Origin of the sequence: Planosporangium thailandense, assembly GCF_011947195.1 — a bacterium.
Lineage (GTDB): Bacteria > Actinomycetota > Actinomycetes > Mycobacteriales > Micromonosporaceae > Planosporangium > Planosporangium thailandense.
On sequence record NZ_JAATVY010000017.1, the window covers coordinates 117,808 to 133,471 of the forward strand.

The 15,664-nt window shown below is 73.2% G+C and carries 14 protein-coding genes; 9 read left to right on the forward strand and 5 right to left on the reverse strand.

Going from position 1 to position 15,664, the window contains the following annotated elements; translation table 11 throughout:
- Positions 1 to 92: 92 nt before the first annotated feature.
- Positions 93 to 1,337, reverse strand: a complete 1,245-nt coding sequence (locus HC031_RS21695; RefSeq protein WP_167927218.1) for an ROK family protein — start codon at positions 1,335 to 1,337, stop codon at positions 93 to 95.
- A 232-nt stretch (positions 1,338 to 1,569) separates the two neighbouring features.
- On the opposite strand from HC031_RS21695, the gene HC031_RS21700 reads away from it, so the two are divergent.
- Positions 1,570 to 3,273 carry a glycoside hydrolase family 13 protein gene (locus HC031_RS21700; protein WP_167927219.1) on the forward strand — a complete coding sequence of 568 codons (1,704 nt, stop codon included), beginning with the start codon at positions 1,570 to 1,572 and terminating at the stop codon, positions 3,271 to 3,273.
- A gap of 125 nt (positions 3,274 to 3,398) precedes the next feature.
- Here the strand turns inward: HC031_RS21700 and HC031_RS21705 are convergent, their stop codons facing one another.
- Positions 3,399 to 4,556 carry an ROK family protein gene (locus tag HC031_RS21705; RefSeq protein ID WP_167927220.1) on the reverse strand — a complete coding sequence of 386 codons (1,158 nt, stop codon included), beginning with the start codon at positions 4,554 to 4,556 and terminating at the stop codon, positions 3,399 to 3,401.
- A gap of 95 nt (positions 4,557 to 4,651) precedes the next feature.
- Here HC031_RS21705 and HC031_RS21710 point away from each other — a divergent pair, with 95 nt between their 5' ends.
- Genes HC031_RS21710 through HC031_RS21730 form a run of 5 tightly spaced genes read left to right on the forward strand, consistent with a single transcriptional unit; the run spans position 4,652 to position 9,728 of the window.
- Entirely contained in the window at positions 4,652 to 5,959 is a 1,308-nt protein-coding gene (locus HC031_RS21710; RefSeq protein ID WP_167927221.1) for an extracellular solute-binding protein, read from the forward strand.
- On the forward strand, positions 5,956 to 6,903 hold the full coding sequence (locus HC031_RS21715) for a carbohydrate ABC transporter permease (protein ID WP_167927222.1): 948 nt from the start codon (positions 5,956 to 5,958) through the stop codon (positions 6,901 to 6,903). The genes HC031_RS21710 and HC031_RS21715 overlap by 4 nt, the downstream gene beginning before the upstream one ends.
- Positions 6,900 to 7,754 (forward strand): carbohydrate ABC transporter permease, encoded by an 855-nt coding sequence (locus tag HC031_RS21720; RefSeq protein WP_167927223.1) that lies wholly within the window; start codon positions 6,900 to 6,902, stop codon positions 7,752 to 7,754. The genes HC031_RS21715 and HC031_RS21720 overlap by 4 nt, the downstream gene beginning before the upstream one ends.
- A gap of 13 nt (positions 7,755 to 7,767) precedes the next feature.
- The gene (locus HC031_RS21725; protein WP_167927224.1) at positions 7,768 to 8,757 is read left to right on the forward strand and encodes an SIS domain-containing protein; all 990 of its coding nucleotides are present in this window, start codon (positions 7,768 to 7,770) and stop codon (positions 8,755 to 8,757) included.
- Positions 8,754 to 9,728, forward strand: a complete 975-nt coding sequence (locus tag HC031_RS21730) for an ROK family protein (protein WP_167927225.1) — start codon at positions 8,754 to 8,756, stop codon at positions 9,726 to 9,728. Before HC031_RS21725 ends, HC031_RS21730 begins: the two co-directional genes overlap by 4 nt.
- Here the strand turns inward: HC031_RS21730 and HC031_RS21735 are convergent.
- Positions 9,712 to 10,527, reverse strand: coding sequence for a methyltransferase (locus tag HC031_RS21735; RefSeq protein ID WP_167927226.1), 816 nt, complete (start codon positions 10,525 to 10,527; stop codon positions 9,712 to 9,714). The two genes, HC031_RS21730 and HC031_RS21735, sit on opposite strands and share 17 nt — an antisense overlap.
- 62 nt (positions 10,528 to 10,589) lie before the next feature.
- On the opposite strand from HC031_RS21735, the gene HC031_RS21740 reads away from it, so the two are divergent.
- On the forward strand, positions 10,590 to 11,417 hold the full coding sequence (locus HC031_RS21740; RefSeq protein ID WP_167927227.1) for a methyltransferase: 828 nt from the start codon (positions 10,590 to 10,592) through the stop codon (positions 11,415 to 11,417).
- 48 nt (positions 11,418 to 11,465) lie between these two features.
- On the opposite strand, the gene HC031_RS21745 is transcribed toward HC031_RS21740, so the two are convergent.
- Complete coding sequence (locus tag HC031_RS21745; RefSeq protein ID WP_167927228.1) at positions 11,466 to 12,062, reverse strand: hypothetical protein; 597 nt, start codon at positions 12,060 to 12,062, stop codon at positions 11,466 to 11,468.
- A 162-nt stretch (positions 12,063 to 12,224) separates the two neighbouring features.
- Here HC031_RS21745 and HC031_RS21750 point away from each other — a divergent pair, with 162 nt between their 5' ends.
- Complete coding sequence (locus HC031_RS21750; RefSeq protein ID WP_167927229.1) at positions 12,225 to 14,261, forward strand: sensor histidine kinase; 2,037 nt, start codon at positions 12,225 to 12,227, stop codon at positions 14,259 to 14,261.
- Entirely contained in the window at positions 14,258 to 14,902 is a 645-nt protein-coding gene (locus tag HC031_RS21755; RefSeq protein WP_167927230.1) for a response regulator, read from the forward strand. Before HC031_RS21750 ends, HC031_RS21755 begins: the two co-directional genes overlap by 4 nt.
- Before the next feature lie 10 nt (positions 14,903 to 14,912).
- Here HC031_RS21755 and HC031_RS21760 read toward each other — a convergent pair whose 3' ends face one another.
- The gene (locus HC031_RS21760; protein WP_167927231.1) at positions 14,913 to 15,557 is read right to left on the reverse strand and encodes a hypothetical protein; all 645 of its coding nucleotides are present in this window, start codon (positions 15,555 to 15,557) and stop codon (positions 14,913 to 14,915) included.
- Positions 15,558 to 15,664 lie beyond the last annotated feature (107 nt).

Consider the following 15,664-nt stretch of genomic DNA (forward strand, 5'->3'; position numbering starts at 1 on the left):
CCGGTAGGTATCGGGATCGCCACCCGGCAAATCCGGTCCGGGCGCCACCACCCGACATCCAGCGGCGTCAGCGGCGATGTCGTCCCGGCGGCTCAGCCGGCGATGTCGTCCGACGGCCAGGCGTCCAGCAGGCGGGCCCAGGCCTCGTCGACCGCACGGCACACCGCTCCGGTCACCACGCCGCGATCCCCCAAGGTGGACGCCTCGATGCGCAGCCGCTCCGGCACGACACCGACGAGCCGGCGGCGCAGCGGCACGAGCAGCACATCACCGGCTGCCGCGACGCCGCCGCCGATGACCACGAGCTCCGGGTCCAGCAGCAGCGCGATGGTGCCCACCGATTTGGCCACCCGGTCCACGACCCGCTCGAGGACCCCGACGGCCACCTCGTCGCCGGCCTGCGCGGCCGCGAAGACCGCCGTGGCGTCGACCCCGCCGGGATCGCCGCCGACCCGCTCGTACAGCGAACCCGGCCGGGGTGGATTCCCGGCGTCCGGGTCGGACATCCGGGCCACCGCCTCGGCGCCCAGGCGCCGCGCCAGGTACGCGATGCCCCACGCGTTGTCGCCCGACCCGTCCAGACTGAGGAAGCCCATCTCGCCCGCGCCGCCGCCGTGCCCACGGACGAGCTGGCCACCCAGGACGATGCCGGAGCCCAGGCGCTCGCCGGCGAGCAGGACGACGAAGTTGTCCGCGCCGGCGGCCACGCCGCGCCGCTGCTCCCCCACGGCCGCCAGGTTGGCGTCGTTCTCCACGATGACCGGCCAGCCGAACCCGCGCTCCAGGGCTTCGCGCAGGTTCACCTCGAGGAAGCCGTGGATGCCGCTGCTGAACCTGATCGCCCCGTCGCGCGGGTCGACCACCCCGGCGGCGCCCACGCAGACCGCCATCACATCGGCGGGGTCCACACCGGCCTCGGCCAGCGCCGCGACCATGGTCCGGCGGATGAACGCGATGCGCTCGTCGGCCTCCATGTGCAGGTCGGGAAAGTGCCGGCGGGTCTGCGCGACCAGCTCTCCGCGCAGGTCCGCGACGACCACCACCATCGTGCCCGCACCGACGTCGAGGCCCAGCACGTACGACGCGTCGGCGCGGAACTCGTAGCGCCGCGCCGGCCGTCCCCGGCGCGGTCCGGCCGTCTCGTCGTCCGGCACCTCACGGACCTGCCCGATCCGGGCGAGGGCGTCCACGACCGCGTGGACCGTGGGTCGCGACAGCTGCGTCGCGGCCACCATGTCGGTGACCGTCATCGCGCCCGCGCCGCGCAGCGCCTCGAGCACCAGGCGGGCGTTGAGGCGGCGCAGCAGCGGCGACGTCGCCGTGCCTTCCAGCTTCACCAAGCCCCCTTCGCCAGCGCCGCACGCGACGACGCCCGCCCCGACGGCATCGATCCGCCGGGCCGCCCCACCTTGGGCACCGCGGGCGTATTGACAATGCCCACGACCCTCCGCATCCTACCGTAGAAGCATTTAATAAACGCGTCTGCATAACTCTCTGCAGCCTGCGTGGCAGCGTATCGTGGCCGCTCCTCGGCCGCGGCTACCCTCCCGACCGCCGAAGGAAGCATCGATGATTCCCTCCCCGACCGCCACCACCGCCCCGCTCGGCGCCCCCACCGGCGCGCCAGCCGCCGCGACGTCGGACTGGTGGCGCAGCGCCGTCGTGTACCAGGTGTACGTCCGCAGCTTCGCCGACGGGAACGGTGACGGGCAGGGCGACATCGCCGGTATTCGCAGCCGCCTGCCCTACCTGGCGAGCCTGGGCGTCGACGCACTGTGGATCAATCCGTGGTACCCCTCCCCCATGGCCGACGCCGGCTACGACATCAGTGACCACCGGGCGATCGCCCCGGAGTTCGGCACCCTGGCGGAGGCGGAGGCGTTCATCGCCGAGGCGCACGAGTTCGGGCTGCGCATCCTGCTCGACCTCGTCCCCAACCACACCTCCGACCAGCACCCGTGGTTCCAGCGCGCGCTCGCCGCCGGCCCCGGTTCCCCCGAGCGGGCGCGGTACATCTTCCGCCCGGGCTGCGGCACCGACGGCGAAGAGCCGCCCAACGACTGGCGCAGCGTGTTCGGCGGCAGCGCGTGGACCCGGGTCACCGAGCCCGACGGCACGCCCGGCGAGTGGTACCTGCACCTGTTCGCCCCCGAACAGCCCGACCTCAACTGGGAGCACCCGGAGGTGCGCGCCGACGTCGAACGCACCCTGCGGTTCTGGTTCGACCTGGGCGTCGACGGGTTCCGCATCGACGTGGCGCACGGGATGGTGAAGGCGCCCGGGCTGCCCGCCCTGGGGCCGGACGCCGACGGCCCGGCCGGGCCCGCCACCGCCAACCACCCGCACTGGGACCGCGACGAGCTGCACGACATCTTCCGGCACTGGCGGGCGGTGGCGGACTCGTACCCCGAACCGCGGGTCTTCGTCGCCGAAGCCTGGGTGGGCGACCCCGACCGGCTGGCCCGCTACGTCCGCGGCGACGAGCTGCACACCGCCTTCAACTTCGACTTCCTCCGGGCGCCGTGGCGCGCCGACCACCTCCGTACGGTCATCGACCAGTCGTGCGCGACCCTGGGCGCCGTCGGCGCGCCCACGACGTGGGTGCTGTCCAACCACGACGTCGTACGCCACGTCTCCCGGTACGGCCGACCCCAGCCGGACCGGCCGGTGCACATGCTCGCCGAGCTGACGGCCACCGCGCCCGATCTGGAGCTCGGCACCCGGCGGGCGAAGGCGGCGGCCCTGCTGATGCTCGCCCTGCCCGGCGGCGCCTACGTGTACCAGGGCGACGAGCTGGGCCTGTGGGAGGTGGAGGACCTTCCGGAGGAGTGTCTGCAGGACCCGACGTGGCGGCGCTCCGGCTTCTCCGACCGCGGGCGCGACGGCTGCCGGGTACCGCTTCCGTGGGACGGCGACGAGCCGCCCTTCGAGTTCGGTCCCGCCGACGCCGCCACGCCCTGGCTGCCCCAGCCGGCGGCGTGGCGGGAGCTGACCGCCGCCGCCCAGGCCACGCGACCGGACTCGATGCTCGCGCTCTACCGCAGCGCGCTGCGCATCCGCCGGCACCACCCCGCTCTCGGCGACGGCACGCTGCGCTGGTTCGACAGTCCGGACGACGTGCTGATCTTCAGCCGCGACCCCGGATTCATCTGCGCGGTCAACCTCGGCACCGCGCCGGTGCCGCTGCCCGCGCACGCGGGCGTGCTCCTCGCCAGTGGACCGCTCGACGCCGGACTGCTGCCCCCCGACACCGCCGTCTGGCTCGCCGCCTGAACCGGCTGAGGCCGGCCCGCGCCCGCACGGGGTGGGGCGCGGACCGGCCTCAGCCACGCACTGCGCTGCGCCGGAGCGCACGGATGTGATCGGCCCACCGGCAACCGCAGTGGGACGGATCGTGACTACGGGCTGCCGATGGGCACGGACGCGGCTCGCTCGGCGAGCTGCGCTGTCGCGTGCTCGGAGGCCATTCCGATGGCTCCCACCAGGCTGGCCCGCTCGCCCAGCTTCGAGGGCAGTACGGGTGGCAGGTCCGAGACGAAGCGCCGCGCGACGCGGACGGCGCCTTCGAGGAGAAGCCGGTTACCGCCCAGGCCGCCGGCGAGGAGGATGGCCTCCGGGTCGACGACGGCGCAGAGGGTGGCGATGATCTCGCCGACCCGCTGGCACTCCCCCTCGACGAGTTCGACGGCGGGGGGCTCGCCGGCCGCGGCGAGTTCGAACAGTTCCAGGACGGTCCCGGGGGCGCGCACCTTCCAGTCGTCCCGGTCCGCCGCCGCGCGGAGGAGCGCCAGCGCGCCGGCGTCGTCGACGTCGGAGTCGGGTACGTGGGGCGGCGTCCGCAGCGGCGCGAGCGTGATCTCGCCGGCCGCGCCGCGGGCGCCCCGCAGCAGCGTTCCCCGGTGGACGATGCCGGCCCCGACGCCCGCGCCCACCGAGACGACGACGAACGTCTCGAGTTCGCGCGCGGCGCCCTGCCGTTGCTCGCCGAGGGCGGCGAGGTTGACGTTGTTGTCGATCAACACCGTCGTGCCCAGCCGCTCGGTCAGCAGCGTGAGCAGGTCGTAGGGCTCGCGCTGCCCGATGTTCGGGGCCAGCGAGACGGTGCCGTTGCGCGGGTCGACCACACCGGGCACGGAGACTCCGGTGACGAGCAGCGGGGCGTCCGGCTCGACCTTCGCGAGCAGTCCGGCGACGAGCCTCGCGCTCTGCCGCGCCACCGCCCCGCCGCCGTTCGCGTCCGTGGTCACGCGCGTCTCCGCCAGGACCCGGCCGCGCACGTCGCACACCGCGGCGCGGGTGTTGCTGCCGCCGATGTCGACCCCCGCGATCAGTCCGACGCGCGGGTCGAGGTCGTAGAGGGTGGCCGTGCGTCCGGGGCCGCCCGCGCGCTGCCCCGCCTGTGCGACGAGGCCCAGGGACATCAGCCGGTCGACGGCCGCGAACGCGGTGGGCCGCGAGAGGGCACAGCGGGCCGCGAGTTCGCCCCTGGAGGCGGGTGCCGGGCAGTCCAGCAACGACCGGAGGACCGTGGCCACGGTGGAGGACTCAGCGCTCACCAGATTCAGCTACTCCATGGTTGTTGACAGCGGGGAACCAGAGGTACATCCTACGCGTACAAAGTAAAGCAAGCTGCTTAACAAATGGAGTCAGGATGGATGAGCAGGTCGTTCCCGCGCAGGGGCTGACGCGCCGTGGTTTCCTCCATGCGACCGGCGGGCTGGGCCTGACCGCCGTCCTGGCGGCGTGCGGCGCCAACGGCGGAAGCAGCGGCGGCAAGGGCAGCGGCAAGGGCCCGATCCGGGCGCTGTTCATGAAGCAGGCCGGCTACTCGGAAGACGACATCGCGAAGATGACGGCCGAGTTCCAGAAGGCCAACCCGGACATCAAGGTGACGACGGACTTCGTCGCCTACGAGGCACTCCACGACAAGATCGTCGCTGCGGCGCCGGCCCACACGTACGACGTGGTGCTCATCGACGTCATCTGGCCCGCCGAGTTCGGCCTGCGGCACATCGTCGCCGACGTCTCCTCGCGGTGGCCGGCGTCGTGGAAGAGCGAGATGCTGCCCGGCGCGATCGCCACCACGGAGTACAAGAACGTCTTCTACGGCGTGCCGTGGATCCTGGACACCAAGTACCTGTTCTTCAACGACGACCACCTCACCCGCGCCGGCGTCGACCCGGCCCAGCTCGACACGTGGGACGGCGTCATCACCGCGGCGAAGGCGATCAAGAAGTCCGGCGTCACCCAGTACCCGCTCGTGTGGTCCTGGCAGCAGGCCGAGGCCCTCATCTGCGACTACGCCCAGCTGCTCGGCGCGTTCGGCGGATCCTTCGTCGACAGCAGCGGCAAGCCGGCCTTCCACAACGGCGGCGGGGTGCAGGCCCTCGAGTTCATGCGCCAGTCCATCGTCGACGGGCTGACCAACCCCGGCTCGACCCAGTCGCTCGAGGAGGACGTCCGGAAGATCTTCTCCTCCGGACAGGCGAGCGCGGCGTTGAACTGGACGTACATGTACGGCCTGGCCGACGACCCCAAGCAGAGCCAGGTCGCCGGGCACGTCAAGGTCCTCCAGACGCCCGCCGGACCCGCCGGCCGCCCGGGCGTCAACGGCAGCATGGGCCTCGCCGTGAGCGCCCAGAGCCAGAACCAGGACGCGGCCTGGAAGTACGTCAGCTACCTGACCAGCCAGCCGGTCCAGAACAAGTTCGCGCTCAGCTCCCTGCCGGTGTGGAAGACGTCCTACGACGACCCGGCCGTCGTCAAGACCAACCCGGCGGTGGTCCCGCAGGCGAAGAAGCAGCTCGCCGACATGATCCTGCGTCCGCAGGTGAAGAACTACAACGCGATCTCGCAGGTCCTGCAGGCCGAGCTGCAGAACGGGCTGCTGGGCAAGAAGTCCCCTCAACAGGCGCTCAACGACGCCGCCGACCAGGCCGGGTCGCTGCTCAACTCATGACCGTTCAGCAGCCCACGCGGCGGGGGGCCGCGGCACGTACGGCGCCCGGGAGAGGCAGGCGCGTCAGCGCCGGCGAGGCGCGCTTCGCCCTCGCCCTGCTGATCCCGGCCGCCGTCGTGGTGTTCGGCGTCGTCCTGTACCCGGTCGTCCGCACGCTCGTGGTGAGCTTCTTCGACGTCGACAGCCCCCTGCCCGGGAGCTATCCCTTCGTCGGTTTCCGCAACTACGCGCGGGTGTTCCACGACCCCCGGTTCTACCCGGTGCTCGGGCACACCCTGTACTTCACGCTGGTCTCTACCGCGCTCGAACTGGTGCTCGGCGTGGTGATGGCGTTGATTCTCAACGCCCCGCTGCGGCTGCGGTGGTTCTGGCGCAGCGTCGCGGTCATGCCGTGGGCCCTGCCGACGATCGTCAACGGCGCGCTGTGGCGCCTGATGGACAACGGCCAGTACGGCGTCCTCAACGCCGTCACGACGAGCCTCGGCCTCGGCGCCCATCAGTGGCTCGGCTCGCCGTTCCTGGCCCTCAACATGGTCATCGTCGCCGACGTCTGGAAGAACACCAGCATCGTCGCGTTCTTCCTGCTGGCCGGTCTGCAGACGATCCCGTCGGACCTGTACGAGGCCGCCCGCGTGGACGGTGCCGGCGCGGTCCGCGCGTTCTTCAGAATCACCGTGCCGATGCTGGTGCCCAGCATCGCCGTCGTCCTCATCCTGCGGACGATCGAGGCGTTCAAGGTCTTCGACATCATCTACGTGATGACCGGGGGCGGCCCGGCCTCCGGGACGCAGACCGTCGCCTTCTACACCTACCTGCAGGCCTTCTCGAATCAGCTCTTCGGCTACGGGGCGGCCCTGTCCTACCTGGTGGTGCTCGCGATCCTCGCGCTCGCCCTCGGGTACCTGCGGATCCTCCGGCAAGGCGCATTGGCGGGCGTGCAATGAAACCGCGCAGGTCACAACTGGCGTTGCTGTACGTCCTCGCCGTCGTCATGTCGCTGGTCATCCTCGCGCCGTTCGCGTGGCTGGTCATCGCCAGCATCTCGCCGGCGCGGGACCTCATCAGCGCGCACCCGCACTGGTGGCCGTCGCACCCCACGCTGTCCCGCTACCACTCGATCTTCTCGGGTCAGGCGGGCGGGGACGACGTCGCGGCCAACTTCCGGGTCGCCATGGGCAACAGCCTCGTCGTCGCCGCCGGTACGACGGTCATCTCGCTGGTCGTGGGAACCCTCGGCGGGTACGCCTTCGCGCGGCTGCGGTTCCGCTTCCGGCGCAGCGCGCTGTTCGCGTTCCTGTCCGTCTACATGCTCCCGCCGATCGCCCTCGTCATCCCGCTCTACCTGGCGCTGTCGAACCTCGGGATGCTCGACACCAAGCGGGGCCTGGTCCTCACCTACTGCTCCATCGTCACCCCGTTCTGTCTGTGGACGATGAGCAACTACTTCCTGAGCCTGCCGAGCGAACTGGAGGAGGCCGCCCGCATCGACGGATGCAACCGGCTACAGGCCCTCACCAGGGTCGTGCTGCCGCTGGCCAAGCCGGGGCTGTTCGCCACCGCCATGTTCGGTTTCCTCCTCGCCTGGGACGAGTTCCTGTACTCCCTGACGTTCACCTCCACCACGAACGCCAAGACCATCCCGGTCGCCATCGCCGAGTTCACCGGCAAGTACTCGTCCGACTTCGGGCTCATCGCCGCGGGCGGGGTCCTCGCCGCCCTGCCGCCGGTCGTGCTCGCCCTGGCGTCACAGCGCTTCATCGTCAGCGGCCTCACCGCTGGCTCCGTCAAGAGTTGAAACAGGTGTCACCGTGCTCTTCCCCGAAGGCATCGCCGCACAGCCCGAATCGCTGCGGCGCAGCCGCGCCGCCGTCGCCGACCAGCTCGCCGATGTGGCCGCCGTCCCGGACGGCGCCGTCATCGGCCTCATCGGGGTCGGTGCCAGCGAGCACGCGGCGCGCAGCACGGCCTGGCAGTGGCGTCGACAGGGCCTGCGCGCCTTCGCCGTCACCGCCTCGGATCTGACGTCGACCACGCGCCACGCCTTCGACGTCGTCGTCGCCATCAGCGAGTCCGGCCGCAGCGTCGAGACGCTCCAGGCGGCCGAACTGCTCGACGTCACCCGCTCGCTGGCGCTGGTCAACGCCGCGGACTCGCCGCTGGCCCAGCAGTGCGACAGCGTCCTGATGATCGACAGCGGCGAGGACAGCCCGGTGTACACCACCGGCTACACCGCGACCCTGCAGGCGCTGGGCCAGCTGGGAGACCACTGGTCCGGGCAGGCATCGCCCTGGTACGAGCTGGCCGAGCAGGCGGCAGCGGTCCTCGACCCGGCCACGACAGCCGTCGAGCAGGTCGCCGGGCGCTTCGACGACGCGAAGCTCGTCGACGTCGTCGCATCGTCGGCTGCCAGCGCGACCGCCGGCGAGGGCGCGCTCATCCTGCGGGAGGCCGCACGGCTGCGGACCGCGGGACACGAGACGCGCAACTACCTCCACGGACCGATGGAACCGCTCGACTCCGACATCGCCTGCCTCGTCGTCGGGGACGGACGCGAGGTACGCCTCGCCCGCGACGTGGCGCGGCTGGGCTGCCCCGCCCTGCTGCTGACCACCGAGGCCGTCGACGACGCCGCGACCGCGGTCGTCTGCCGGCTCCCCCGGGCGCACTCCCCCCTCGCGCAGAACGTCCTCGACATCCTGCCGATCCAGCTGCTCGCCTGGTCCGTCGCGCAGCGTCGGGGACTGCCCGTCGACGGCTTCCGCTACCACCAGGACGACACCAAGCACGAGAAGCGATGACCGACACGATGGACGGCCCGGACCGGCCGCGAGCCGGCGGGCCCGACCACATGGTGATCGGCATCGACCTGGGCGGCACCAAGTGCCACGCCGCGCTCGCGAGCGGCGCGGACTCCATCCTGGTCGAGACCCACGAGCTCGTCGCGCGGTACCCGGACGCGGTCACCGCGCTGGAAGCGGTCATCGGTGAGCTCCAGGACGCCGCCCGCCGGTTGGGCGGCACCGTCGGGGGCGTGGCGGTGGGCGTACCGGCGAACGTCGACCCCGCGACCGGCCTGATCGTCAACGGGCTGAACCTGGGCTGGGACCGCATCGATCTGCGGGCCCGGCTCGACCGCGTCGTCGACGCGCCCTACACCATCGAAAACGACGTCAACCTGGCGGCGATCGGCGAGGCCTCCCGCGGCGCCGGAAGGGACGCCACCAGCTTCGTGGTCCTGGCGCTCGGTACCGGTCTCGGCGGGGCCGCCGTGGTCAACGGCTCCCTCATCCGGGGCCGTCACAACGCGGCCGGAGAGGTCGGCTACCTCGTGGCCGACCGTCACCAGCTTCGCAAGCCCGGGCTGCTCGGGATGGAGTCGATCGTGGGCGGGCTGGGGATCGCCGCGCGCGCCCGGGAGCTGGCGACGCTGCATCCGGAGTCGTGCCTGCACGGGGTGGCGGACCTGGACGCGGCGACGGTACTGGCGGCCGCCGTGGACCGCGACGTCGTCGCCGAGCAGATCCTCGACGAGGTCATCGACCACCTGGCGATGACGGTCATCGACGTCACGGCGGTACTCGACGCGGAGCTGGTGATCGTCACCGGCGGGGTCGGACACGCGCTCGCCGCCCACCTGCCGCGCGTCCGCGACATCGTGCGGCAGACCTTCGGCCACGCGCCGGAGCTGGTGGTGTCACAGCTACGGCCGAGCGCCGCACTGGCCGGCGCGCTGACCCGGGCCCGGCGCATCGCTACCCACGGCGACTAGCGCCGCCGGGCCGGCGGCCCCAGGCCGAGATCATCGGCGAGGTGGCGAGGTCGAGCAGCCCAGCCTCGACGTTGGCGAGGTGCTGGTCGATCTCGTCGTCGGTGGCCAGCCCCGCGGCGACCAACCGGGCGCGGATCTGCGCCACGGTGGCCTTTTCCAGCAGGGCGCAGGCGTCGCCGGCGATCGGGAAGTACGCGTCGGCGCCGACGTCGGCCAGCCCCCCGTCGCGCAGCAACCGGGGCAACGTGCGCCCGTAGGCCAGGTCGACGCCGCGCGCGGCCATGAGGGTACGGAAGTCGCGCTTGAGCTTGTTGGCCAGCCGCTGCGGCGGGCCCGACTCGTCCGGGCAGACCAGCGGCTGCATGGCGGGGTCGGCCTCCTCCACCAGCAGCCAGCCCCCCGGCCGCAGCGCGGAGACCATGGCGGCCAGCGCCGCGTCGCGCTGCGGCACGTGCACCAGGACCAGGCGCGCGTGTACCAGGTCGAACCCGTCCCCCGGCGGAGGCTCGGCGCCGACGTCGTGCCGGCGGATCTCGAAGCCGGCGTCACCGGCGGCGGTCATCCAGGAGACGTCGATGTCGGTGGCCAGCACGTGTCCCGCCGGGCCGACGCGGGCGGCGAGCCACGACGGCACGCCGGGGCCGCCGGCGCCGACCTCCCAGCACCGCCAGCCCGCCGTGACGCCGAGCGCGTCGAGGTGGCGGAACGTGGACGGGTTGAACAGCGTGGCCAGGGCGTCGAAGCGGGTGCCCGCCTCCGCCTGCTGGTTGTCGAGCAGGTACCCGCTGTCCTCGGCCATGTCCGCATCGTCCCACGTCAAATCGTGTTGATCGAGTGGTTCGGGTGTGCGACGGTCGGGCGGTGACGGACTACCGGACGGTCAACCGCGCCAGCTGGGACGAGCGCGCGCCCGCGCACGCGGCCTCACCCGACTACGCCGTGGACCGCTTCGTCGGAGACCCGGCGTACCTCAGCGACGTGGTCCGGTTCGACCTGCCGCGGCTCGGTGACGTCGCCGGCCTGCGCGCCGTGCACCTGCAGTGCCACATCGGCACCGACACGCTCTCGCTGCACCGCCTCGGCGCCCGGATGACCGGCCTGGACTTCTCCGGTGCGGCGCTGGCCCAGGCCCGCCGCCTGGCCGCCGACGCCGACGCGGAGATCGACTTTGTCGAATCCGACGTGTACGACGCGGCCAATGTCCTCCCGCCGGGCGCCTTCGACCTGGTGTACACGGGCGTCGGCGCGCTGTGCTGGCTGCCCGACATCCGGCGCTGGGCGCGGGTGGTCAGCGCGCTGCTTCGACCGGGCGGCCGGTTGTTCATCCGCGAGGGGCATCCGATGCTCTGGGCGCTCACCGACAGCCGCGGGGACGGCCTGCTCGCCGTGGAGTACCCGTACTTCGAGCGCCCGGAGCCGGTCGTGTGGGACGAGCCCGGCACGTACGTCCAGACCGACGTGGCGTTCACGCACACCGTGACGCACGAGTGGAACCATGGCCTCGGTGAGATCGTCACCGCGCTGCTCGACGCCGGCCTCGACCTCACCATGCTCGTCGAGCACGACAGCGCGCCCTGGAACGCGCTGCCCGGTTGGACGGTCGTCGACGGCCGGGGCGAATGGCGCCTGCGGGACCGGCCGTGGCGGCTGGCGCAGACGTACACCCTGCAGGCCCGCAAGCGGCCCTGACCGCCGTACCCCGGAACCGGGGACGGCGGTCAGCCGAGAGTCGACTCCTCAGCGGTTCGCGTCGGTCGCGAGTGGACGTCGGGAAACGGCGACCGCGACGGCGACGAAGGCGGCGGCGAGCAGCAGCGCCGAGCCCCGGAAGCCGAGCGGCCCGTCTTCGCCGACCGGCCCGCCGACCACCCAGCCGACGGCCATCACCGGACCGGCCCACCAGGGCAGCACCTTCGCCCGTACCGAACTGATCGCGAAGAGCACCAGCCCGATCAGCGAGGCGAGCATGGACAGCAGGTACACCGGGCCGAGCGACTCGGCGTCACCGCTGAACAGCGACACCGTGAGCGGGGGTAGGAAGCCGAGGGCACCGATGGTCGTGACGATGAGGGCGATGGTGCCGAGCCGGCCGTCCCGGCCGTCCTGCACCGAGTGCAGCGCCGCCACCGCGGCGAGCAGACCGAGCACCAGCGGGAACCCGTCGGCGGTGAAGACGTAGTCGGCGGCGCCGACCAGCCGGTCGTGCTGCGGCACGCCGGTGAACAGGTCCAGCAGCGCGAGCAGGACGGCGGACGCGGCGACGACGAGCAGGCCGGCGCGGGCCAGCCGGTACGGCGTGCGCTGTGGTGCGGTCGTGGCGGTGAGTGCGGTCATCGACGTTCTCCTCGGTCCGTTGTGGATATGGCGACGACGCTAGAAGCCGTGAGGCCGCTGGTCGTCCGGTCACGCGGGGAGATCCGGTCCGTCCGGCGCGGGAGCCGCGGGTCCCCCTGTGGTAGGACGACGCCGATCACCTCCTGGCCTATCGTTTCGGCGATGGAGGTGTTGCCGCGATCGTCCGGCTGGCGCTCGGCCGCCGGCCGGGACCTGCTGTTGGCGGTCGCGCTCGCGGTGGCGATGGCCGCGGTCGCGGCGGTGGCCGGGCCGGCGTCGGCCGGCGCGCGGGTGGGTGCCGTGGTCGCGGCCGGCGGCCTGCTGGCCCTGGCGCAGCGCCGGCGCCGCCCGTTGACGGCGATGACCGCGGTGGCGGTGGTCGTGGTCGTCGAGGTGGTCGCGTCGCCGCAGGGCAACACGGCTCCGGCGTTTCTGGCCATCATGGTGGGCGCGTACTCGCTCGGCGCGTACGCGACGGCCTGGTCGCTCGTGGCCGGCCTCGCGGTGGCCACCGCCGGCGTGGCCACCGCGCAGTACCTGGGGCCGGCGCAGGGCTACTCGCACGCGTCGGCCGACAGCTTCCTGGTCGGGCTGCTGGTGCTGGCGCCCGCCGTGGTCGGCGGTGTGATGGGCGCACGGAAGCGGCTCGCGCTGACGCTCGAGGAGGGCACCCGTCGGCTGCGCGCCGCGCGTCAGGAGCGCATCGAGGCGGCGGTGGCCCGGGAACGGCAACGGATCTCGGCGGATCTGGAAGCGGTCCTGCTCGGCGGCCTGAACGAGGCACGAGCCCACGCCTCGGTCGCCGACCTGGCCGACGTCCGGGCGCTGGAGCGGATCGCACGGGACCTGCTGACCAGGATGCGGCAACTGGTCGGTGAACTGCGCGCGCCCCACCCCGACGACCGGGCGCCGGCACAGCCGGTAGCCGAACTGCGGGCCCAGGTGCAGGCCGCCCTGGCCGCCGCGGAGGTGGCCGAGGACTCGGCGACCGAGGAGTCGGCGGCCACCGGCGCCGGCACCGGCGCCCGCGCCGTCGGCCGGTGGACGTTGGTCGGCGCGGCGTGGTGGGACACGGTACTCGCGGCGACGGCCGGGCTGATGCTGGTGGAGCTGGTGATCACCAGGGTCACCGGCGCGCACCCCGACGTGGCGCACCGGCTGGCGAACGCGATCCTCGCGGCCGGGATCGCGGCGCCGCTCGGGTGGGCGCGGCGCCGCCCCCTCGGCTCGGCTACGACGTCCCTGGCGTTCGCGCTGGCCTACATGGCGGTGGCCGCACCCGCGGACCCCCTCGCCGGTGTGCCACCGTGCGGTGTCCTCGTCGTGTCGCCGTTCATGATCGGGGCGGCCTGCGCCACCCGCAGGGCGGTCGCCGGGCTCGCGCTCTGCGTCGCCGGCTGCGTCGCCCTCGTCGCCGCGGACTCGGGCGCAACCGTCGCGGCGTCGGCGCTGCCGGGCTCGGTCGCGGTGATCGTCGGCTGCTGGGCGGCCGGTCGCGCGCTGCGCGCCGGCACCGCGGCCGTCGCCGCACACGCCCGGGCCGCCATCGCCGTCGACGAGCAGCACCGGACGGACACCCGCGCCGCGCTCGACGCGCAGCGCGCCCGCCTCGCCCGGGACCTCCACGACGCCGCCGGGCACGTGATGACGGTCATCGTCCTGCAGGCCGCCGCCGCTCGCCGGGTCTGGGACACCGACCCCACCCTTGCGGCCGAGCACGCGGCGGCGCTGCGGTCCACCGTCGCCGAGGCCCTCGACGAGCTGGGCCCCCTGGTGCTGTCGGTGGCGCTCGCCGACGCCCACGCGCCGATCGCGCTGGCCGGCCTGCCCACTCTCGCCTCCCGGGCCCGAAGCTGCGGGCTGCGGGTGGAGCTGAACCTCGACCCCGGACCGACGCCGTTGCCGCCCCAGGTCGGCGCGGCGGCCTACCGGATCGTCCAGGAGGCGCTCACCAACGCCGCCCGGCACGCGCCCGGCGCGCTCGTCCGCGTCGACGTCACCCGTACCGGGAAACAGCTGGCCGTCGAGGTCAGAAACCACGCGGCCACCCGCAGCGTGACCGTGGCCACCCGCGCCGGCCATGGTCTGCGCGGCATGGCCGAGCGCAGCGAGGCGTGCGGCGGCAGCCTCGTGGCCGGCCCACAGCCCGACGGCGGCTTCGGCGTCCATGCCCGACTCCCCCTGGAGGCACCCGCGTGACGATCCGCGTCCTGCTCGCCGACGACCAGTCCCTGGTACTCGCGGGGCTGCGCACCATCCTGTCGGCCGAGCCCGACCTCGACGTCGTCGGCGAGGCCCGCGACGGGCGGGAGGCCGTGACCCTCGCCCGCGACGTTCAGCCCGACGTGGTGCTGATGGACATCCGCATGCCCCGGCTCGACGGGCTCACCGCGACCCGGGAGCTGCTCGCCACCAGCCCCGCCGTCCGCGTCGTCATGCTGACCACCTTCGACCTCGACGAGTACGTGTACGAGGCGCTGTGCGCGGGAGCGAGCGGCTTCCTCGTCAAGGACCTCCCCGACGACCAGCTCGTCGCCGGCGTCCGCGCCGTTGCGCGGGGCGACACCCTCCTCGCCCCGTCCGTGACCCGCCGCCTCATCGAGGCGTACACCCGCCGCCCGCCGGCCCGCGTCGCGCTCCCTCCCGGCGCCGACACACTGACACCGCGCGAGGTCGAGGTCTGGCGGCTGATGGCACGGGGGCTGTCCAATGCCGAGATCGCGAGCGAGCTGTACGTCGGCGAGGCCACCGTGAAGACGCACGTCTCCCGGGTCATGGCGAAGCTCGGCGCCCGCGACCGGGTGCAGGCGGTCGTGCTGGCCTACGAGTACGGCCTGTAGGCGGCCCGGTTCAGGGCTCCAGGCAGCGCCCGTCGGCGTACGGGCCTTCGGCGGTGTAGCCCTGGTGCCCGCCCCGGATGGACGCGACGACGCACAGTCCGTCGGTGGCAACCGCGTAGATCACCGTGTGCGGGAAGGCGGGATCGTCGGGCCGGGCGATGCGGGCCACCACGTTCTGGTACCCGGCCTCCGCGAGCGCCCACCGCACCGCCTCGACGTCCTCCGCCCCGGCCGGCCTTGACCCGATCGTGCTCACGCACTGACCTTCGGGGTAGCTCGGCGAGGACGCCTGCCGGCACTGCTCCCAGTCGGCCTGATGCGCCGCCGCCTGCACCCGCTGGGCGACCGCCGACGCCGTGCCCTGCCGGTCATCGGGGATCGGCACGCGTTTCATCGCGTCGGCTGCCTTGCGCAGACAGTAGGCCTCCCCTTCCCGGGAAGACGCGCCGACGACGAGGCAGGCGCCACTGCGCGTCGACGCCGCTGCCGAGGCGGTGGGCGCGGACGTAGGCGCGGGCGCGGACCTCGCGGCCGCCTGGCCCGTCCCGTGAACCCCGACGATCAGCGCCGCGACGAGCGCGCCGCCGGTCAGGGCGCCGGCGTAGACACGGAGGCGGGTGCCCCGGTCAGCCGCCGCGTCCCCACCACCGTTCACGCTGCCAGACAGTAACCGGGCCGGCGCGCGCGGCCTGTCCGCCGACCGGACCGAGATCGCACGGCCTGACGTAGAGTCGGCCTGAGCGGCACGTAACTCTCAGTGAC